Genomic DNA, 21,178 nt, shown 5'->3' with positions numbered 1-21,178 from the left:
AGTATCCAAGCATAAGCTAATAATACAGGTTTGCATTAAGGATTACAAAATTTCAATTTCAGATAAGCTAGAAATATCTAAATCTCCCCCCAGAGAAGTAATAGTAGAATTACGTTTGATACCTATACATTTTGCTCCTGCTTTAGTTGCCATTTCCATATCTCCTCTAGAATCTCCGACCATTAATGTTTGTTCTGGAATAACTTTGAGAGTCTGACAAGCTTGAAGATATAATCTGGGATCGGGTTTAAAAAGCCTGTCATCGACTCCCATACTCAATTGAAAATATTTTTGTAATCGATGATTGGTCATAAATCTTTCAACCTCTGGGGTAGAATCGGCAGAGAGGATTCCTAATTTTAAGCCCGAACTATGTAAAGATTGCAATGTTTCTAAAACATCAGGAAAGAGTGGGGCAGATTCTGGGGTTTTTTGCAGATATTTTGACTCTGAAACTTCTAGAAAAGCTTCTTTGGCTATTTGCTTTGCTTCGTGCCAACTTCTTCCAGTCTCGGCAATATAAACAGCAGCGGCAAGTTCGTTTTCTTGACGACTGCCCACCGCCATCAATCCCGCAGGATCGATCGCATTATCTTGAATGCCAAACGCCATCAATAAAGGTTCTCCTACCCCTGGTATCTTGGCATCAATGGTGCGGGTTCTTTGAATTGCCACCTCTCGCCAAAATGGTAATGAATCTTCTAAAGTTCCATCTTTATCAAAGATAATGGCAGTTATATTTTGAAACTCTAAACCCTGGCAAAGAATTGTCTCGCTCACAATGATTTCCTCAAAATAATCAAAAAAAAGAGAGGATAAAATCCCCCCTTCCCATAAATTAAATAACAGAGTTGGTAACAAATATAAGGTTTCTATTCTTCAGAGGCTACTCCAACCATTTCTCCTTCAGAATCTTCTTCACTAACTGTTTCTTCTACTGCCTCTGTTTCTTCTACTAATTCTTCAACTACAGGTTCTTCGGCTGCGGAGGGAATTTCTTCTTCTATAGTGATACCTTCAGCTTCGGCTAGAAGTTTCTGACGATATTTTTCAGCCATTTCTTCGGCTTTCTCGAAGACAATTTCTCTATTTTTGAGCATATCCCCTGGTTCTGGCTCTAACTGCTTGGTGGATAGAGAAATACGACCTCTTTCCGCATCTAGGTCGATAATCATGACTTTAAGTTCGTCATTAACCCCAAAGACGCTGTGAGGAGTGTCAATGTGATCGTGAGAAATTTCGGAGATGTGAAGCAAACCGCTGACTCCACCGATATCGATAAATGCACCATAAGGCTTGATACCGCGTACAGATCCTTTGACGACTTGACCTACTTCTAGACCGTTCATCTTACGCTCTACCAAAGCACGACGGTGGCTGAGAACTAGTCTGTTGCGTTCTTCGTCCACTTCTAAGAATTTTAAGGGCAGATCTTCTCCCACCAAATCCTCTTTAGCTTCTCTAGCACTAATATGAGAACCAGGGATAAAGCCTCTCAATCCTTCAATTCTAACCAAAGCACCACCCCTATTGGTAGCAAAGACATTGGAGCGTACTGTAGCGTCTTCTTGTTGTAGCTGTCTGACGCGCTCCCAAGCACGCATATATTCAATGCGTCGGATAGAGAGAGTCAGTTGACCGTCTTCGTTTTCATCAGTGAGAATAAAGAATTCTCTAGTTTCATCTGCTTGTAAAACTTCTGTAGGGTTGTCAACTCTATTAATTGACATTTCTTGGATGGGTATATAAGCCGCCGTTTTTGCACCAATGTCAATCAGAGCTCCTCTAGGTTCCATACTAAAAACTGTTCCAGCTACTATATCTCCAGGACTGAAGTGGTAATCGTATTTATCGAGAAGAGCAGCGAAATCTTCGTGGGTGAAACCAATATCTTTAGTACTATTTGCTTGCTGATTGACCATATGGGTTAGATGTCCTTGTTTTATTTCCTTATTTTGTTGATTGATGAGCCTCCTGCTTGATGTACACTCACCCTATCTTATGTGTAGCCTACACCTACATTCACTTAGCTTTTCAGCCTACAAAGATGCAGTTTTAGATCTAACAAATCCTAATCAAACATACTTGTCACTGAAATACACTTGCTTGTCGGCAAGATGGCATTATAGCATTGTAACTTTTTATTGGAGTGGCTGTAACTTTTTTTTATTTTTTTTGCTAAAAATTTCATCAACTTTTATTTTACAGTTGAATTCTAGTAAAAATTGTTGCCATTTTAGCCAAGCGATCGCTTTTTATTAACTAATTGTAGTCAATTCTGGACTTTGAGAATTTTCTTGTTGCAGATCGTTTAAAGTTTCGATAAAGTCTTTGATACCTTGGAATTTGCGATATACTGAAGCGAAACGTATATAAGCAACTTCATTTTCATAACGCAAATTTTGTAGGACTAATTCTCCTATCTCACTGCTGCTAAACTCTCTACCTGAGTTTTGCTGCAATCTTGCTTCTATATTATCTACAATCGCTTCTACTTTCTGATGAGAAACAGTAGTTTTTTCACAAGCTCTTAAAACCCCTACAATTAGTTTGCTGCGATCAAAAGATTCTCGACGATTATCCCTTTTGATAACTGTGATGGGAACTAGTTCGATACGCTCGTAAGTAGTAAAACGCTGCTTGCAACTCAAACATTCTCGCCGACGACGAATACTTTGTCCGCTTTCTGTAGAACGAGATTCTAAAACCCTGCTTTCCGTATGCTGGCAATTAGGACAGTGCATAGATCTAAAAATTAGTTTTTTATTATATTTAAAGTTTAGCGATTTTATTCGCACAAACGACAAATCTGAGCCGTTTTTTACATCATAATCCGTTGGATAACAGACAATAATAAAAAATGACCCAGAATTGAGTAAATCTTAAAAATGCTTAACATTTAGCCAGTTTCAAAAAACAAAGATATATTGCCCAAGCAACTGGTTAAATTCAATCAAGATTCAACTTGAATTACTTTTCGATACGGGGTGGCTCGCGAAAGGCGATCGCAAAAAAGAGAACTGCAAGAGCCATAGCCAAAACTAAAATATATGCAACAGCTTCCATATTTAAAATCCTAAAGTATACTTTACTTTTATTTTACCAACAAAACCCCTAAGGTTTTGTTTTTGGTTATTTGTCAAGGAGATAGAAAACTATCCCTTGACAATATTTTGGGCTAAAAGCTAATTCTAAGCTTCTTGCTTAGCGCGAGTAGATTTGTCACCCACTTTTTGATAGAAGCCCCATTCTACTTGTTCTTCTTCTAGTTCGGGGTCAACACCAGCAAATACATCTCGGTACAAGGTACGAGAACCATGCCAAATATGACCAAAGAAGAATAGTAAAGCAAAACAAGCATGACCGAAGGTAAACCATCCCCGAGGGCTCGTGCGGAATACACCATCAGAGCCTAGAGTTTCCGTATCAAAAGCAAAAGCTTCACCAAGTTGAGCTTTACGAGCATATTTCTTAACGGTAGGCGCATCGGTGAAAGTTTGACCATCTAAAGCACCACCGTAGAAGGAAACGCTAACACCACTTTGCTCTACACTAAGTTTAGATTCTGCACGACGGAAAGGAATATCCGCTCTGACTACACCGTCTTCGTCAACCAAAACAACAGGGAAAGTCTCGAAGAAATTAGGCATACGACGAACGGTTAGTTCGCGACCTTCAGCATCGGTAAATACTGCGTGTCCCAACCATTCTTGAGCAATACCATCACCACTATCCATTGCCCCAGTACGGAACAAACCGCCTTTTGCAGGGCTGTTACCTACATAGTCGTAGAAAGCTAATTTTTCAGGGATTGTAGACCAAGCTTCAGAACGAGTCATGCCATCGTCCATTGCGGTTTCAACACGACGCTGAATTTCTTGGTTAAAGTACCCTTGATCCCATTGATAACGAGTAGGACCAAATAACTCGATAGGAGTGGTGGCATTTCCGTACCACATAGTACCAGTCACCACAAAAGCAGCGAAAAATACCGCAGCAATACTGCTGGAAAGTACTGTTTCAATGTTACCCATCCGTAAAGCTTTATAAAGCCTTTCGGGAGGACGAACGCTAAGGTGGAATAAACCAGCAATAATACCAACTACACCAGCCGCAATGTGGTGAGCTACAACACCACCAGGATTAAAGGGATTGAATCCTCCTGGTCCCCATTCTGGAGCGACTGGTTGAACGTGACCCGTTACGCCATAGGCATCGGAAACCCACATTCCAGGCCCCCAAACACCAGTAAGGTGAAATGCGCCAAATCCGAAGCAAAGTAGACCAGACAAAAACAAGTGGATACCAAACATTTTGGGTAAATCCAATGCTGTTTGTCCAGTACGGGGATCGACGAATAATTCTAGATCCCAATATACCCAGTGCCATACTGCTGCCAAGAACAATAGACCAGATAAGACAATGTGAGCGATCGCTACACCTTCAAAAGACCAAAAACCAGCACTTGCACCAGTTTCGCCTGTAACACTCCAGCCACCCCAGGATGTATCTACACCCAAACGTGCCATGAAAGGTAAAACGAACATACCTTGTCGCCACATGGGGTTTAAAACTGCATCGCTAGGATCGAAGGTGGCAAGCTCGAATAGAGCCATAGAACCCGCCCAACCTGCTACTAAAGCAGTATGCATTAAGTGAACTGAGATAAGTCTTCCCGGATCGTTCAGGACGACTGTATGAACTCGATACCAAGGTAGTCCCATAGACTACACTCCTCCTGTTGATTAAATAATTTTACAGAGCGCGATCGCGCTTAGGTTCGATTTAGTTAATAAGTCGCTGTTAATTAGTGGAATTAATATTGACTATTATTTTTGTAATCTGTATTTATGCCTCAACCTTTATGGTGACTGGGACTAGCCCGATCGCCATCGGTTATAAATTGGGCTATTCCAAGCAAGGCTTGAAAATACTATTTATTTAAAGAAGTGTAACTATTGTTAGAACCTATTGCAAGAATTATCGACTGTTATCGACAAATGTAAAGTTATATGAAGTTATCTCTGTCTCAAATTAATAGTTTTTTTCAGATTAAGATTGGTAATGATTGAATATTGATTCTGATTGGCTCAAGATTTCGATCGCCCGTTCGGCATCAATCAGACGTTTGAGAACCACCTGTCCGATATTAGATTCGGTTGGAGTCGCCCCTTGGGGCTGAACTTCAATCATCAACACGGCATCTTCGACTGCATAGAGCCAGAGAGTCTCCCCTTGTTGAATAGTGCCACAATTGAGACGTTTAATTTCGGGTTCTCGCCCCCAACTCAGACGATCCCATAAACCGCCAAATTCCCAAACTCTACCGTAAGTCCAGCCATCACTTAGAAAAAAATATTTCACTTTTTCAGCAGTTACCTAAATCGAAGATTGCGTCAAGATTCATAAGAATCAAATTAACAAACTGGATTATACTTTTTCATCGGGAAAAGTTTCGTTGAATTCTTCAATCAATTCGTCTAGTTCTTCTAAAGCTTGGTCTACGTCTATTCTTAAAGTTCCTAAATTGGGTCTTTCTAAAAGTTCTACCAAAGAATCTCTTTGGGCTGCCATTTGTCCGATTTTGGTAGCAATTTCTGCTTTATCCATAATTTTCTTGAAAACTAAGTATCCAATAGCTTTAGAATAGACAATATTGACAAATTTAAACAATTTTTTATTATGTTGCGTAAAATACCATTGGCAGCAGTAGGTCTGACTGTGGGGGGAATATTAACCGCCGTTGGTTTTTATGCCTATGCTGTGGGAATGAATACTCTCAATTTGGCTGGTTTTTTTTATGGCATTCCCTTACTTCTGGGGGGGCTAGCTTTGAAGGCTTCGGAACTTAAACCAGTACCCTACACCCAAGAAACGACTCCCGAAATTAAAGAATTGCGCTCGCAAGCAACCCCAACTCAAGAACAATTACGTAAAGACGTAACTCGCTATCGTTATGGACAAGAAGCCCATCTCGATGAATCTTTAGAAAAGTTTGGCTTGAGTCCTACAGACGAAGAAAGACCAGTGTTAGTAGGCATTCAAGAACATAACCGAGATGGTGCTTACACCCTGCTGATGGAATTTTATTCTCCTTTTTTCGATCTGGAAGCATGGCAAGAAAGAAGAGAAAAAATCGAAAAATATTTTGGCCCTAACATCAAAGCCGAAATTGTCGATCGAGGAGAATCCAAAATCGACGTAGCTTTAATTAAAAGCTAGATAGAGTATAACTGACTTTTATGAAATGACTGGGGGACTGGGAGAATAAACATTAGCTCCTACCTACTACCCACTACTTACTACTTTTCTTCATCCCTCATCCTTTAAAAAATATGTCTTTAATTCGCATTCCCCAGGCTTGGGAAATATCAGAAAATCAAATTACACCTCCCAGACTTTATTACAGTCGTCGTAATTTTATTAAATCTTTGGTTGGTGCGGGTATTGGCGCGAGTCTTTTACCCCTAACAGGTTGTCAATCTACAGCCAAGTTGGGCAAGTCAGCATCAGAAACAGCTTTAGAAAAAAGTATTAATCTACCTAAGATTGAATCATTTCAAACCAATCCCAATTTTGCTAAGGCTGGTCGTCCCATAGCCGAAGAAAAGGTAGCAGCCCAATATAACAATTTCTATGAATTTGGCGGTACTAAAAGGATTTGGCTAGACGCACAAAATCTACCTACAGAAAATTGGAAGGTAGAAGTCGCTGGTTTGGTTAAAAATCCTCGTACCTACGATCTTGACGACCTCAAGCAAAAATTTCCTTTGGAAGAAAGAATCTATCGCTTTCGTTGTGTAGAAGCTTGGTCGATGGTGTTGCCTTGGATAGGTTTTCCCATGCGGGCTTTGTTAGAAGATGTCGAACCAACTGCCAAGGCAAAATATGTTCGTTTTACTTCTTTTTACGATCCAGAAATTACCAAAGGCCCTGGTTTTCATCTTGGCTCGCTGCCTTGGCCTTACACGGAAGGATTGAGAATTGAAGAAATGGCCAACGACTTAGCATTTTTTGCAGTAGGTATTTACGGTCACGATTTGCCCAAACAACATGGTGCGCCTTTACGAATGGTGACTCCTTGGAAATATGGCTTTAAGGGGGCTAAGTCGATTGTTAAAGTGGAGTTTGTGGCAGAGCAACCAGCTACCTATTGGAATACTATCGATCCTAATGAATATAAGTTTGAGGCTAATGTTAATCCTCAAGTCCCTCATCCTCGATGGTCCCAAGCAACAGAGAAATTTATCAGCACTGGTCCTGGTTTATCTTGGGAAATTAAGGAGACTCTACCCTACAACGGTTATGGGGAATATGTAGCAAGTCTCTATACTTAAGAATTTTTAGTGCAAGATAAAATTTTACTTTTAAACTTACAAACTTAAAATTGAAAGCTTTTGATAAATGTAACATTTCCCATTTAAACTGCCGAAACTTGCTAAACTGATCGAAGTCTTATTGAGTTTCTTCTCCTAAAATGTTCTAAAGATGCAGTGGGAGAGGAGGCGTTTTTTGCTATCTCTAACGTTTCAGTTCAGAGTATTAGGAAAACTTCCTGTCAATTCGGATGAGATTGGTAACGCTAAATTTAGCATTGGAGATCGAGCAATAGTTTTTAATAGATTATGTCAATTATTCACGGCAGTTGGGTTGTTAATTCTGGTCAAAATTATTTTTTTATCTGGGGAGAAACTTGGCGATCGCTAGTTAATGAAAAGTACTCTCTTAATAAAGCAGGTGAGTTTATTCATCCCTTTTATTTAGCCAAACAAGAATTATTAGATCTTTGCCAACACCATAAATTAGACATTGTAAATTTATTAAATGATAGTACTTGGCATACGCAATTGGTAGGAATGCCAACAGTAGTTACGGGGACGGAAGATAGTAAAAAAATTCAACCAGTTTTCGCAGGAGATATTGTAGAGTCAGAAGCTAGTTTGGATTTATATTTATGGGAAGTAAAAGGATTTAAACTCACTCCTCAAGAAGCAGTAAATCTATTACAAATATTATCTTTTAATTCTTTACAATCTAGTGTTAAATATTTAGCGGGAGATATCTGTTTTTGGTCGCATATTTATCGCTGGGTATTGGATTTAATTGTTAGACAAAAGTTTTTACCAGGTCTTGAAATAAAATCAGAAAAGACAAGAAATAGGCGTAATCAAAAGAAAACAATATCTAAAAGTATTTGGCAGCCGATTATTGATAGTGAAATAGACCGCGTAAGACTGGCAAAATTTACGCAAACTATCCCCGAAGCTTGTTTGGCTTATTTAGATGCAGAAAAGTCCCAACAAGATATGACCGATGAGGACTTATTATTGCGATCGCTTTCTCTGTTATTGGATGCCCGCTTGCGGAGTTGGGTAGAAGAGCGACCGAATCTTTATAAAGATAGTATTGTTCGACCTTGGTTAGAATCTTGGGGAAAAAAATCCAAGATCGAAGATAACCATCGGGCAATAGAAAGATTAAATACGGCTCTGGATAATTGGACTTTACCGATTAGTGAATATATAGTTAATCCTAATAATAATGAATGGGGATTAAATAATTATCGCGTCTGTTTTGTCTTGACTCCCCCGACCGAAGTTACTGATGATAACGTTCAAAGTGATTGGTCGTTAAATTATTATTTGCAAGCTCTAGATAACAGCGATTTTGTGGTTAATGGAGGAGTAGTTTGGCAATGTCCTCAAGAGTTTTTGAATATAGGCGAACGTACCATTGAAAAACCCCAAGAAACTCTGTTAAAAGGGTTAGGATTGGCATCTCGCATTTATAGTCCTATTGCCGATAGTTTAGAACAAAGTCAGCCCATTGCTTGCACTCTCAACCCCATACAAGTTTACGAATTTATCAGAGCGATCGCTTGGCAATTAAAAGACAATGGTCTAGGGGTAATTTTACCTCCTGGTTTAGCTCAAGACAATCGGGAACAACGATTGGGCATCAAAATGACTGCTAGCGTCAATCGTAGAAAAGGCAGTCGTTTGAGCTTGCAGAGTATGCTTAAGTATAAGCTAGAAATCGCAGTAGGCGATCGCAGTGTTTCCAAACGAGACTTTAAAAAGCTGTTGGCACAAAAGTCACCGATTGTAGAAATCGACGGACAATGGATTGCCCTACAACCTGCGGATGTGAAAGCAGCCCAAGCGGTATTGGATAATTCTAACGAACAGTTAGATTTGTCTGTAGAAGATGCTTTGCGTTTATCTACGGGAGATAACAAAGTCTTGGCAAAATTGCCCGTAGTTAAGTTTGAAGCGACAGGAGTTTTAGCCGAACTGCTAGATAATTTAACTGATAATAAAGCGGTCGAACCAGTTAATAAAATTAAAGGTTTTCAAGGAGAATTGCGCCCCTATCAAGCAAAAGGAGTGGGCTGGCTATCTTTCTTAGAAACCTGGGGCTTAGGTGCTTGTTTGGCAGATGATATGGGTTTGGGTAAGTGCGTTTTACCAGATACTCAATTAGAAGTTAATGGTAAGCTACAGTCCGCAGCAGAAATATGGCAGGAATATTCTCAAGACACCCAATTTGATGGAGAGGGCTATTGGAGTAAACCCAAACAACAATTAAAAGTAAATTCTCTTAATGAGACTACAGGAAAAATAATCGTTGCTGAAATTGGTAATTTATATCGCCAAAAGATCGATGAAAAAGTAGTCAAAATCAAGTTGGAAGATGGCAATATTATTACTATTACCAAACGACATAAATTATTAACTACCAATGGTTGGAGTAATAACTTACAAGTTGGCGATTTCGTGTGCGTGCCTAGTAAACTTTATGGACAAGATAATCTAGAAGATCCTCAATTACTTAAGCTTATTGCTTGGCAAATTGCAGAAGGATGGGATAATCCCAAAAGAGCTACAGTTAATGTATTTCAAAAATCAACTGAAGTTTTATTCGATCTAAAACAGACATTAATCGAATTATCAAAGAAATATCGGCTTAATATTAATCAGCCTAAAGTTCGTATACTCAATAACAATCGAGTTAGCTATTTATCAATTAACAGTAAAGAATATAAAAGCTTCTTGGAATCTAAAGGATATCAGTGGGGAAAAATATCTAAAGACAAGTCGATTCCCTCCTTTATTATGGAAGCTGACTTAAATTCAGTTGCAATCTTTTTGCGTAATTATTTTGATGCAGAAGCATCAGTAGATTCTAAATCGAGAGTAATAGAAATTAGCTCTGCTTCTCGTCTATTAATCGAACAGCTATCAATTCTACTCAGACGTTTTGGTATTTGGCTGCGTACTTGTCAGAAGAAGAAACAAGCCACTAATGGTAATCAAATTATGCGCGATTACTATATTGGAACAATGGGGGGAAATGCGCTCGAAAAATTCTACAAATTAATTGGTTTTCAAAATGGCAAGAAACAGAAAAAGCTAGAATTAATTTGCGATAAGCCTCGTAATACAAATGTAGAAGGAATTCCTGCATCTAAAATTGTTGGTGATGTAATTACTCAAACAAAACTACCCCTTCGACATTTGGGAATGCACAACACTGTTTATATTAATGGTTCTCAAGAATTTTCTGCTCGTAGTCTCAGTAAAGTAATATCCAGTATAGATTCTATCCTTACAGGAGAATCTGAAGCTAACTATCGTCAAGTTAAAAAATCTAAATGGACAGAGATGACTTTAGCAAGTTATCAAAATTTAGACCGACAATATTTGAAAGAAAAAAGACAAGAATTACAGTATTTATTAGACAGAGAGGTATTTTACTGTCGAGTTAAATCCGTTGAAGAGATTGATTATCAGGGATGGGTATATGATTTTGAAGTTCCAATACATCATAATTTTGTAGCCAATAATATTCTTTGCCATAACACGGTTCAACTAATAGGATTTCTGTTAAATCTCAAACAGCAAAAGTTATTAAATAAACCGACATTGTTAATTTGCCCTACTTCAGTAATTAATAACTGGGAACGGGAAGTTAGGAAGTTTGCTCCCAAATTAAATGCAGTAATTCATCACGGAGATAAACGAGAGCAGGGTAAAACTTTTGCCAAACAAGTACAAGACCAACAGTTAGTAATTACCAGTTATTCTTTAGTACATCGCGATTTGAAAACCTTATCGGGTGTTGAGTGGCAGGGGATAGTTTTAGACGAAGCTCAAAACATTAAAAACCCCACAGCAAAGCAGTCTCAGGCAGTTAGAGATCTTCCCGCAGGATTCCGCATCGCCTTAACTGGTACGCCCGTAGAAAACAAATTAACCGAACTATGGTCGATTCTCGACTTCCTCAATCCTGGCTTTTTGGGCAATCGTAACTTCTTTCAAAAAAGATTTGCCGTCCCGATTGAAAAATATGGCGATCGCGAGTCTCTAAATATTCTTAGATCTTTAACTCAGCCGTTTATTCTGCGTCGTTTGAAAACTGATAAAAACATTATTCAAGATTTACCAGATAAGCAAGAAATGAATGTCTACTGCGGTCTTTCTGCCGAACAAGCAGACCTTTATCAACAATTAGTAGATAATTCTTTGGAAGAGATTGAAGATTCTGAAGGTATCAAACGTCGGGGATTAATTCTAACCCTATTATTGCGTCTCAAACAGCTTTGCAACCATCCCCGATTATTGCAAGATAATCAAGGCAAAGACATCAAATTTGACCCCGAATATTTTAGCGAGCGGTCGGGTAAAGTATTGCGTTTAGAAGAAATGCTCGAAGAACTTGTAGAAGAAGGCGATCGCGCTTTGATTTTTACCCAGTTTTCTCAATGGGGTAATATGCTCAAACCCTATTTAGAACAGAAATTTAAACAAGAAGTTATCTTTTTGTATGGTGCTACTCCCCGTTTAGCCAGACAAGAAATGGTCGATCGCTTTCAAAACGAACCCAATGGCCCCAAAATATTTATCCTATCTTTAAAAGCTGGAGGAACGGGACTTAATTTAACCAGAGCAAATCATGTCTTTCACGTCGATCGCTGGTGGAATCCTGCGGTAGAAAATCAAGCTACAGATCGGGCATTTAGGATCGGACAAAAACGCAACGTACAAGTCCATAAATTTGTCTGTACGGGTACATTAGAAGAGCGCATTAGCGACATTATTGAAAGCAAAAAAGAACTGGCAGAACAAACAGTCAATGCTGGAGAACAATGGCTAACGGATTTGGATACTAATAGTTTGCGTAACTTACTGTTGTTAGACCGCGACGCAATTATAGAAGAATAATTATAATTGTCTGACAATGCAGAATCCTAGTTTCTTGAATGAAAAAATATTGGCTGGCAATTACTCTATTTCTCTTAGTTTTAATTACAGTTTTATCTCTTTATCCTCTAGCAGAATTACCTCCCATACCTGGTACGGATAAAACACATCATGTAATTGCTTACGGTTTATTAATGATGCCTGTTGCGATGAGAAATCCCTCAAATATTATAGCGATCGCTTTATTTTTGGCGATCTGGAGTGGTGCGATCGAGATCCTACAACCCTATGTTAACCGTTATGCCGAATTTCAAGATTTGCTAGCTAATATTGCAGGTCTGATTTTGGGTTGGGTAATTGTCAAAGTGGGAAAAAAGATCATAAGTAATAAGTAATAAGTACCTATATTTGTTCCTATCTGCTTTGATTTCAACTGATTGCGTCCTGTTCCCAGCTTCAGCCTGTAAAATTCCGAGTTTATTCACTGTGGGCAGGTAAGGTTAGGGGTCGAGCCAGAGGTCGCCCTCTGATACTCCCATTCAAGCTGAATTTTAAAAGCTTTTTGCCTCTAAGAACAAACAATATAGATTAGGTTTACAAAAGGATCGAAGCCTAACTCTAGTCGCAAATCCCTACACATTTGCGAATAAATCTGATATCAATGGTAGATCGTAAGAACTAATTTTTATAATCCATGAAAATATTAGTAACTGGTGTGGCAGGGTTTATTGGGTATCATTTAGCCGCAAGGTTGTCAGCAGAAAACAATGAGGTTTATGGCATTGATAATCTCAACAATTATTACGATGTCAACCTCAAACAAGCTCGTTTGGCAAAACTATTACCTCAAGAAAATTTTAGTTTCCAATATTTAGATATTAGCGATCGCGATGCTGTAGCTCGATTATTTACCGCAATAGATTTCGATTGTGTAGTTAATTTAGCAGCCCAAGCGGGAGTCCGCTATTCGATGGAAAATCCCCATACATATATAGATAGCAATTTGGTAGGGTTTGCCAATATCCTCGAAGGCTGTCGTCACAGCCAAATACAACACCTGATTTTTGCTTCTTCTAGTTCGGTATACGGTACAAATACTAATATTCCCTTTGGAGTTGAAGATAAAACCGATACTCCCATATCCCTCTATGCAGCGACTAAAAAAGCCAATGAATTAATGGCTCATTCTTATAGTCATCTATATCAAATACCGATTACTGGCTTGCGTTTTTTTACCGTATACGGTGCTTGGGGAAGACCAGACATGGCTTATTTCAAATTTACCAAAGCGATCGCCGAAGGAAAAGCGATCGATGTTTATAATTACGGCAAAATGAAGCGCGACTTTACCTATATAGATGATGTAGTCGATGCAATTGTCAGAATAATCCCCAGCAAGCCTCAAAAAAATAAGAGCGAACTTTATAAAATATATAACTTAGGGAACAATCAACCCGTAGAATTGGCAGAATTTATTCGTACCCTAGAAAAAATTATCGGTCAAACCGCTGGGAAAAACCTGCTACCGATGCAGCCTGGAGATGTCTTAGCTACCTATGCCGATATCGAGGACGCGATCGCCGATTTCAATTTTCGACCAACTACTTCAATCGATCGCGGACTAGAAAAATTTGTTGCTTGGTACAAAGAATATTATGGTTTTGCTAGTCTTAATGATGGTCAAAAAATAACTTTATTAGCTAGATAAAATCCCTCAAAACTAAAAAATCACCATCATACCTTAATAATCCGATTCCAGACTGAGATTAGAATAGGTCAATCGATGTTAAAATGACAAGCAAATAATAACCCTAGCTAAAGCTTGAAATTGGTAAAAAATGGCAGAGGAACAAAATAAGCAAGACCAAGCGAAACCTTCAGCAGAAAAGAAACCCGCTGCAAAAGCTAAAAAAGCAAAACCACCAAAGCTAGAGGACAAACCATTTAGCGAATTTATTCAAGAGCATTATCTCCCTGCATTGCAAGAAGCAATGAAAAAAGAAGGTATTGAAGATGCAGAACTAACTTTCGTCCAACAACAAGTACCCATTCAAGGTGCAAACTCCAACGAACCTTGCTGGCAAGTTGTGGGCAAATGGAATAAAGGCGATCGCTCTTTTAATATCTATTTTCCCGATGAAGATATTAAGGGTCAAAAAGCCTTTTCTAGCACCACTTATGATAAAGTTCCTAGCACTCTAGAATCTTTTATGATTGACGAGAGACGAGTAACTTTAGAATTGCTGGTTATGTATACTATTCAGCGTTTGAATGCTCAGAAATGGCTGACTAGAAATTAATATATCCATTTTAAATATGATGGATAGGTTTTACTCTGACATTATCTTAGCTATGGTTGATTATACTTATCTGCATTATTGTGGCTATTCTTAGTGATTAACCCGTAAAAACCACAATAATACAGAAAAATACTAGACCGTACACCACCAAATTAATTTAATCAGTAATCAATTACGCCGCGTGCAACTCCTCTAACAAATTTTCAATTGCAATTATTAAATTAAATTAATGACTAAAACGCATTTTGTTTAACTCAGTCTTGATTTTTGGTAAATTTTGCTACATTTAATAGTTTTTATTGATGTCATTTTAGAGAAAATCAAGTAAAAGCATCAATGAAAAACCTCGCTCCTTATATTTTACCTTCTCTTTTCGGTCTACTAGCAGGAATCGGACACGGTGTTACAGCCCACCAACAAGAACTTCCTTTTTCCCTAGCAGATCAGGTAATTGAATCAGTGCAGAGCGATCGCTCTTTTAATTAAAGACGCAACAACTTTATCATTGTTGATTAGTTGAAGCTCTGCCCGATACATTTGATTCCGTTATCACTTCATCGAATTAAATCAGAGCAGATTCCTACTTCACAGATAAAACTTATTCAACCAAGTAAGATTCTTGCAAGAGCAAGAAAGGCAATTTTGAGATTTTGGATCAAGTCGAGCTAAGGAGATCTCATTTTAAATGAGATCTAGATTTTCCTTCATATAGCAACAAAATCGCTTTCAGCAATATCAGCTACATCTACATTGGTCAAAACTGCCAACATAGTATTGTTGTTAGTTAAATCTTCAATGATTGTAGAAGTACCTGTGCTGTTACTGACAATATTTAAATCGTTAAAATCAAGAGAACCTGTAAGACCCAAGAAATCAGTACCATCAGTAAAATCATTCACTACAATCGAACCCAAACCCGATTCGAGCGCAAAAATATCCGAATCTCCACCGCCAAACATGGTGTCATCTCCATTTCCGCCGTAGAGAGTGTCGTTGCCAGCACTACCGCTAAAGTAGTCGTTGCCATCTCCTCCAAAAAGAATATCATCACCGACTTTGCCGTAAAGTCGATCGTTGCCATCTCCACCTTCTAAAGTATCTTGACCTTCGCCGCCGCTGAGAATGTCACTACTTGCTCCTCCAATCAGAGAGTCATCCCCTGCTTCTCCAGCTAAAGTATCATTGCTATCGCCTCCATCAAGAGTATCGTTGCCTACTTCTCCGTAAAGGCGATCGCTATTTTCACCGCCAAACATGGTGTCATCTCCATCGCCACCGTAGAGAGTATCGTTACCGCTGTCACCTTTGAGGATATCGTTGTCAGCTCCTCCCAATAGGATGTCGTTATCGCCTCCACCATCAAGGCTATCCATACCCGAGTTTCCTTCGAGGCTATCGCTTCCACTACTACCGAATAGGGTATCGTTGCCATAATAGCCGTCTATTGTATCGTTGCCATCACCGCCATCTATTTCATCAGCATCAAAACCACCAGAAATAGAGTCATTACCAGCGTCGCCAAAGATAACATTTAGTCCGCCATCATCTGAAATTGAATCATCACCATCACCACCATAGATAATATCGGCATCAAAATCACCATCTATAACGTCATTGCCAGCATCGCCATATAAAACATTGAGTCCATCTCCACCATAGAGATAGTCATCACCATTGCCACCGCGAAGAGTATCATCCCCATCATAGCCATCGAGATAGTCATCACCATCATTACCTAGCAGCGAATCATTACCATTTTCACCATAGAGAGTGTCGTTATCGTCCGAGCCGTGAATTGTATCCGAACCATTGCCTCCACTGGTAAATCCTGATGTTCCATAAAAACTACTATCGCCACTCAGAGCAATCAAAACATCATCACTGTCAGAACCAGTAACATTAATTGCTTCAATATTACTAAACTCAACCGTACCGTTGTCAGTTGTATATAGAATGCTGCCGTCATTAGTGTAGCTAGCTGTTACTTCGTTAAAACTATAGGCGTAATCTAGATTGATAATGTCAAAACCACTACCGCCATCTATGACGTTATTTCCTAGTGGTTCGCCAATTCCAAAAGAAATTGAATCATCTCCCGAACCAGTATTCACCATATGGCTGCCACCATAGGCATCTAGATTAATATTGTCATTGCCTTGACCAGTGGTCAGATTGATTTTTTCTAGATCGAAGTGCTGAATATCTTTAAAATTGCCAGCCTCAGGAATACTAATTGATAAATTACTACCACCACCAGAATAAACATCTAAATCGCTGCGAACTTCGGAGTAGTCAACTACCAATTCATCAAAGCCATCTCCACCATTAATAGTGGGGAATGAAGGAAATTCTCTATCGGTGCTACCAGTACCCAAAGGAACGACTAGAACATCGTCGTAAGCTGAACCCCAAACGCTGATTGCTTCAATGTTGCTAAACTCTACAGAACTATCATCGGTAAAGTATTCGCCACTATCACTGTCACTAAGGCTGGAAGTCACACCACTCAAAGCATTACTAAAGTCTAGACTCAGCAGATCGTATCCTTTACCGCCATCAACCACATCATCGCCTTTGCCAGCAGTGATATAATCATCTCCCGCACCAGCATCGATGGTTTCATTGGAGAAAACAGATTGATCTAAGAAAATATCATCATCGCCACGACCAGTAGTAATATCGAAGGCTTCAACACTGTAGATATCAAAATTATCGAAGTAGCTAGCGTAATTAATATTTAAACCAGGAGCAAAGTTGTCAATAAAGATATTATCATTGCGATCGCTCAGATCGATAACTACTTCATCAAAGCCTTCTCCCCCATCAACAGAAGGTGCAAAGGGAAGTTCGACACCATTACTATTACCAATTGGCATCGCTAGAACGTCATTGTAAGAAGAACCAGTAACGTTTACTGCTTCAATATTGCTAAACTCAACAACATTGCTACCAATTGCACCTTCATCGCTAACATATTCGCCACTATTACCATCGCTGAGACTGGAAGTTACACCACTTAAAGCAGTACTGAAATTTAGATTGAGAAGATCGTAACCACTACCGCCATCAACTACATCGTAACCATTGCCTGTATTAATAACGTCGTTACCCGCACCAGTATTAACCGTATCGTCGGAATAACTATTGTTTAGATTAATCTCATCGTCACCACGACCAGTAGTTAGATCGAATCCTTCAATACTATAAATGTCGAGATAACTGTTGTGATTGGGAGAATTAATATTTAAGCCAGTAACATTATCAATCGAAAGATCGTCATTGCGATCGCTCAAATCGACAACTATCTCATCTAACCCATCTCCACCGTCAATGTAAGAATTAGTAGCGGTGGGACTACTTTGTAGGGAAACAGGGACGGCTAAGACATCATTGAACAAAGAACCTGTTATGTTTACTGCTTCAATGTTGGTAAATTCAACTACATTATTGTCAGTAACAGTCGCATAACTAACATATTCACCACTATTTCTATCTGTAAGATTAGAAGATACTCCACTAAAACTAGAAGCAAAATTCAGGTGTAATAAATCGTAACCGCTACCGCCATCAACTACATCGTAACCATTACCCGTATTAATAGCGTCATCACCCGCACCAGTATTAACCGTATCGTGCGAATAACCATTGTTTAGGATAATATTATCGTCACCACGTCCCGTAGTTAGATCGAATCCTTCAATGTTATAGATATCTAGATAAGTATTGTGGTTGGGAGAATTGATATTTAAGCCAGTAACATTATCAATCGAAAGATCGTCATTGCGATCGCTCAAGTTAACAACTAATTCGTCAAATCCCTCTCCCCCATCAATATAGGGACTTAAAGGTAAAGTGCTGCTATCTCCTTTTCCGATAGGTGCAGCTAAGACATCATTGTAAGAAGAACCTGTAACGTTTACTGCTTCAATGTTGCTAAATTCAACTACATTATTGTCAGCAGCAGTTGGATAACTAACATATTCACCACTATTTCCATCTGTAAGATTAGAAGATACTCCACTAAAACTAGAAGCAAAATCAAGGTGTAACAAGTCGTAACCGCTACCGCCATCAACTACATCGTAACCATTGCCTGTATTAATAACGTCGTTACCCGCACCAGTATTAACCGTATCGTCGGAATAACCATTGTTTAGGATAATGTTATCGTCACCACGACCAGTAGTTAGATCGAATCCTTCAATGTTATAGATATCTAGATAAGTATTGTGGTTGGGTGAATTGATATTTAAGCCAGTAACATTATCAATCGAAAGATCGTCATTGCGATCGCTCAAATCGACAATTATTTCATCTAAACCATCTCCCCCGTCAATGTAGGAATTAGTGGCGGTGGGACTGTTTTGTAAGGAAACAGGAACGGCTAAGACATCATCTTCATATGAACCATAAACCCTAATTTCTTCGATATTGGTAAATTCTACAGTACCTTCATCGCTGGTATATTCACCACTATTACTATCTTCAAGATGAGAGGTAATCCGACTGGAACTATAAGAATAATTTAAACCTAGTTCGAGAACATCATAACCACTACCACCATCAACAACATCATAACCATTGGCTGTAAAAATTGTATCGTTACCCGCACCTGTATTGATTACGTCATCTCTATATACCCCAGAATATTCTTCTAAGCGAATGTTATCATCGCCGCGTCCGCTAGTAATATTGTAGCTTTCGATGCTATCGGTAGAAACTTCGTTAATATAGTCGGGGTAAATTGCTAAACCAGGAGAATCAGTAATACTCAGATCTTCATTACTATCAGAAAGATCGACAACTATTTCATCAAATCCATCTCCTCCATAAATAAAAGGAATAGATGCTGAAAATGTGCCGTTGTTTTTTACTGCGGGAACGACGAAGGAATCATCATAGATTGAACCATTAATGCCAACTGCTTCAATATTACTAAACTCGACAACGCGATCGTTCGTAATATATTCTCCACTACCACCATTACTTAGGTTGGAGGTAACGCCATTGGGACTGTCGTTAAAGTCTAATTCTAAAATATCGTAACCAATACCACCATCAACGACATCAAATCCTTTACCTGGAGATATAAAATCATCTCCCGCACCGCCATTGATCGTTTCGTCAAGAACAATATTGTTATAGGGATACGAACCAAGAGTATCGTTACCATCACCACCCAGTAATTTGAGTTGTTCGATACTATAAAAATTAATTAGGTAACTAATATAATTATTGCTGTTATCTTCGCCATCTAGATATATTAAACCATCACCAGAGAAGACATCGTAACTCGATACCTTAATGTTTAAATCGTTGACATAAGAAGAATAATTAACACTTAATGTGTCTGTTCCTTCGTCGCCATAAATAGTATCGCTATCGGAACTTGTTTCTATTTCGTCATTTCCATCTAACGCGAAAATTTCATCGTCAACGACAGTATCCAATAAAATATCGTCATTTACCGTTCCTGTAATTTGATTGGTAGCCATAAATTTTATTCTATAAATGGAGATTTTGAGCTATAAAGTTCTTTGCTTGGATATTTATCTTTTTACGTCATCCAAATCACAATATTCTTCATTTATAACTTTTAAATCTTTAAGGCACATCGATATAAAACGCAGTGTTTTCGATCGCATATTGCAACAGTAATAGATATTACTTAAATAAGATTGCGTAACAAATTCTTTGTACGGGACAAAAAATAAGGCTAAAGCTTGCAAAGTACTATGGAAAGAGGGAAGAAGTGAAAAGTAAGCAAACTCAATCAACAGACCCTCATGAATCAGGTTATCTCACTTCGACAAACCTTAAAACCAATCTTCGGTTGGCATGGTGCAAGACTCAGCTTCCTAGCTCTATTTCTTATATAAGTACCCAAGCAGAATTATTTGTATATTTCTAATGTTTCTGACCTCTGACCCTTGACCCAATCTTAACTATCCAATTAATTTTGCACGACTACTTATTTCAGAAAAACAGATCTAGGTATTACAGCCTAAATAGCAGTATTCTTATATCCTTGAATACTAATAATAATTTTTTCAGAAATTATGGAAAATACCGATCCACAACGCCCTACTTCTGCTCAGTGGTGTTTAGTTACAATACGTCAATGGAAAAGAGAAGCTTTTCTGAAATATTTAGAAAATGATATTGACAGTAAAAAGCTGCAAGAAATTTTTTTAGAAGTTGTCGAGCCTGAAGATCCAGTATATGAAAATATGGTTTTAATTCGTATTAGTAATTATGCTGAGGCGAGAGGTCATTTAAAACAAGTCGAAAACTTTCAAGATATTCAAAGATTGAAACCCAATGAAGCGAATCGAATGTTGAATATTTAATAAAAACAAGCAATAAAAAACGCCCCCCGATGTTACGAGGAGCGTTTTTTAAAATTCTACTCACAAGGTGTAAGCAAACTTACCTAACTCGAGCATTCCCTTGCCCAGGTCACCGATCTGGGTAAACGCCTTTCGGCGGCGCGGGGTCTCTCGTCTAACCATTGATGGAAGGAGCAGTTAAAGCTACAGGAGCTTGTTCGCCACTTGCCAAGTCTAGAGGGAAGTTGTGTGCGTTACGCACGTGCATTACTTCAAAACCAAGGTTAGCTCGGTTTAAGATGTCTGCCCAAGTGTTGACTACACGTCCTTGAGAATTCATGATTGA

The 21,178-nt window shown here is 38.7% G+C and carries 17 protein-coding genes and 1 pseudogene; 9 read left to right on the top strand and 9 right to left on the bottom strand.

Annotated features, from left to right (window positions below; genetic code table 11):
• Positions 1–42: 42 nt before the first annotated feature.
• The 5 genes from AC33VI_RS03620 to psbB all read right to left on the bottom strand — a co-directional run bounded on the left by AC33VI_RS03620 (position 43) and on the right by psbB (position 4,724).
• Positions 43–780, bottom strand: a complete 738-nt coding sequence (locus AC33VI_RS03620; RefSeq protein ID WP_491780906.1) for an HAD family hydrolase — start codon at positions 778–780, stop codon at positions 43–45.
• 92 nt (positions 781–872) lie between these two features.
• On the bottom strand, positions 873–1,922 hold the full coding sequence (locus AC33VI_RS03615) for a 30S ribosomal protein S1 (protein ID WP_491780905.1): 1,050 nt from the start codon (positions 1,920–1,922) through the stop codon (positions 873–875).
• Between the two features lie 336 nt (positions 1,923–2,258).
• The gene (gene nrdR, locus AC33VI_RS03610; RefSeq protein ID WP_491780904.1) at positions 2,259–2,744 is read right to left on the bottom strand and encodes a transcriptional regulator NrdR; all 486 of its coding nucleotides are present in this window, start codon (positions 2,742–2,744) and stop codon (positions 2,259–2,261) included.
• Positions 2,745–2,970: 226 nt separating this feature from the next.
• Positions 2,971–3,066, bottom strand: a complete 96-nt coding sequence (locus AC33VI_RS03605) for a photosystem II reaction center protein T (protein WP_491780903.1) — start codon at positions 3,064–3,066, stop codon at positions 2,971–2,973.
• Positions 3,067–3,191: 125 nt separating this feature from the next.
• A complete protein-coding gene (psbB, locus tag AC33VI_RS03600) occupies positions 3,192–4,724 on the bottom strand; it encodes a photosystem II chlorophyll-binding protein CP47 (protein WP_491780902.1) in 1,533 nt (510 codons plus the stop codon).
• 98 nt (positions 4,725–4,822) lie between these two features.
• On the opposite strand from psbB, the gene AC33VI_RS03595 reads away from it, so the two are divergent.
• Positions 4,823–4,945, top strand: coding sequence for a hypothetical protein (locus AC33VI_RS03595; protein WP_491780901.1), 123 nt, complete (start codon positions 4,823–4,825; stop codon positions 4,943–4,945).
• 107 nt (positions 4,946–5,052) lie between these two features.
• Here the strand turns inward: AC33VI_RS03595 and AC33VI_RS03590 are convergent, their stop codons facing one another.
• Both AC33VI_RS03590 and AC33VI_RS03585 read right to left on the bottom strand, forming a co-directional pair.
• Entirely contained in the window at positions 5,053–5,364 is a 312-nt protein-coding gene (locus tag AC33VI_RS03590) for a hypothetical protein (protein ID WP_491780900.1), read from the bottom strand.
• A 66-nt stretch (positions 5,365–5,430) separates the two neighbouring features.
• Complete coding sequence (locus tag AC33VI_RS03585; protein ID WP_491780899.1) at positions 5,431–5,610, bottom strand: hypothetical protein; 180 nt, start codon at positions 5,608–5,610, stop codon at positions 5,431–5,433.
• Between the two features lie 72 nt (positions 5,611–5,682).
• On the opposite strand from AC33VI_RS03585, the gene AC33VI_RS03580 reads away from it, so the two are divergent.
• From AC33VI_RS03580 to AC33VI_RS03550, 7 genes are all read left to right on the top strand, one after another.
• Positions 5,683–6,222, top strand: a complete 540-nt coding sequence (locus AC33VI_RS03580; protein WP_491780898.1) for a DUF2854 domain-containing protein — start codon at positions 5,683–5,685, stop codon at positions 6,220–6,222.
• 113 nt (positions 6,223–6,335) lie between these two features.
• On the top strand, positions 6,336–7,337 hold the full coding sequence (msrP, locus tag AC33VI_RS03575) for a protein-methionine-sulfoxide reductase catalytic subunit MsrP (RefSeq protein WP_491780897.1): 1,002 nt from the start codon (positions 6,336–6,338) through the stop codon (positions 7,335–7,337).
• A gap of 288 nt (positions 7,338–7,625) precedes the next feature.
• Positions 7,626–12,224, top strand: coding sequence for a sll1366 family intein-prone helicase (locus AC33VI_RS03570; protein WP_491780896.1), 4,599 nt, complete (start codon positions 7,626–7,628; stop codon positions 12,222–12,224).
• A gap of 38 nt (positions 12,225–12,262) precedes the next feature.
• Entirely contained in the window at positions 12,263–12,598 is a 336-nt protein-coding gene (locus tag AC33VI_RS03565; RefSeq protein ID WP_491780895.1) for a VanZ family protein, read from the top strand.
• Between the two features lie 299 nt (positions 12,599–12,897).
• Entirely contained in the window at positions 12,898–13,911 is a 1,014-nt protein-coding gene (locus AC33VI_RS03560; protein ID WP_491780894.1) for an NAD-dependent epimerase, read from the top strand.
• Positions 13,912–14,041: 130 nt separating this feature from the next.
• Complete coding sequence (locus AC33VI_RS03555) at positions 14,042–14,503, top strand: DUF2996 domain-containing protein (protein WP_491780893.1); 462 nt, start codon at positions 14,042–14,044, stop codon at positions 14,501–14,503.
• 336 nt (positions 14,504–14,839) lie between these two features.
• Positions 14,840–14,989, top strand: a complete 150-nt coding sequence (locus AC33VI_RS03550) for a hypothetical protein (RefSeq protein WP_491780892.1) — start codon at positions 14,840–14,842, stop codon at positions 14,987–14,989.
• A gap of 218 nt (positions 14,990–15,207) precedes the next feature.
• On the opposite strand, the gene AC33VI_RS03545 is transcribed toward AC33VI_RS03550, so the two are convergent.
• Complete coding sequence (locus tag AC33VI_RS03545; protein WP_491780891.1) at positions 15,208–19,998, bottom strand: hypothetical protein; 4,791 nt, start codon at positions 19,996–19,998, stop codon at positions 15,208–15,210.
• 564 nt (positions 19,999–20,562) lie between these two features.
• Between AC33VI_RS03545 and AC33VI_RS03540 the strand changes: the two genes are divergently transcribed.
• Entirely contained in the window at positions 20,563–20,853 is a 291-nt protein-coding gene (locus AC33VI_RS03540; protein ID WP_491780890.1) for a chromosome segregation ATPase, read from the top strand.
• 154 nt (positions 20,854–21,007) lie between these two features.
• Here the strand turns inward: AC33VI_RS03540 and AC33VI_RS03535 are convergent.
• Positions 21,008–21,178, bottom strand: a pseudogene (locus AC33VI_RS03535) (photosystem II q(b) protein); the annotation flags it as partial.

This window comes from Waterburya sp. (genome assembly GCF_058530065.1).
The sequence above is the reverse complement of the archived record's forward strand: the minus strand, read 5'-3'. Positions and strand labels throughout refer to the sequence as shown.

Excerpts from the sequence above, each read along its gene's own strand:
- AC33VI_RS03615 (WP_491780905.1), bottom strand. The coding sequence starts at position 1,922 with ATGGTCAATCAGCAAGCAAATAGTACTAAAGATATTGGTTTCACCCAC.
- nrdR (WP_491780904.1), bottom strand. The coding sequence starts at position 2,744 with ATGCACTGTCCTAATTGCCAGCATACGGAAAGCAGGGTTTTAGAATCT.
- AC33VI_RS03605 (WP_491780903.1), bottom strand. The coding sequence starts at position 3,066 with ATGGAAGCTGTTGCATATATTTTAGTTTTGGCTATGGCTCTTGCAGTT.
- psbB (WP_491780902.1), bottom strand. The coding sequence starts at position 4,724 with ATGGGACTACCTTGGTATCGAGTTCATACAGTCGTCCTGAACGATCCG.
- AC33VI_RS03585 (WP_491780899.1), bottom strand. The coding sequence starts at position 5,610 with ATGGATAAAGCAGAAATTGCTACCAAAATCGGACAAATGGCAGCCCAA.
- AC33VI_RS03580 (WP_491780898.1), top strand. The coding sequence starts at position 5,683 with ATGTTGCGTAAAATACCATTGGCAGCAGTAGGTCTGACTGTGGGGGGA.
- msrP (WP_491780897.1), top strand. The coding sequence starts at position 6,336 with ATGTCTTTAATTCGCATTCCCCAGGCTTGGGAAATATCAGAAAATCAA.
- AC33VI_RS03570 (WP_491780896.1), top strand. The coding sequence starts at position 7,626 with ATGTCAATTATTCACGGCAGTTGGGTTGTTAATTCTGGTCAAAATTAT.
- AC33VI_RS03565 (WP_491780895.1), top strand. The coding sequence starts at position 12,263 with ATGAAAAAATATTGGCTGGCAATTACTCTATTTCTCTTAGTTTTAATT.
- AC33VI_RS03560 (WP_491780894.1), top strand. The coding sequence starts at position 12,898 with ATGAAAATATTAGTAACTGGTGTGGCAGGGTTTATTGGGTATCATTTA.
- AC33VI_RS03555 (WP_491780893.1), top strand. The coding sequence starts at position 14,042 with ATGGCAGAGGAACAAAATAAGCAAGACCAAGCGAAACCTTCAGCAGAA.
- AC33VI_RS03550 (WP_491780892.1), top strand. The coding sequence starts at position 14,840 with ATGAAAAACCTCGCTCCTTATATTTTACCTTCTCTTTTCGGTCTACTA.
- AC33VI_RS03545 (WP_491780891.1), bottom strand. The coding sequence starts at position 19,998 with ATGGCTACCAATCAAATTACAGGAACGGTAAATGACGATATTTTATTG.
- AC33VI_RS03540 (WP_491780890.1), top strand. The coding sequence starts at position 20,563 with ATGGAAAATACCGATCCACAACGCCCTACTTCTGCTCAGTGGTGTTTA.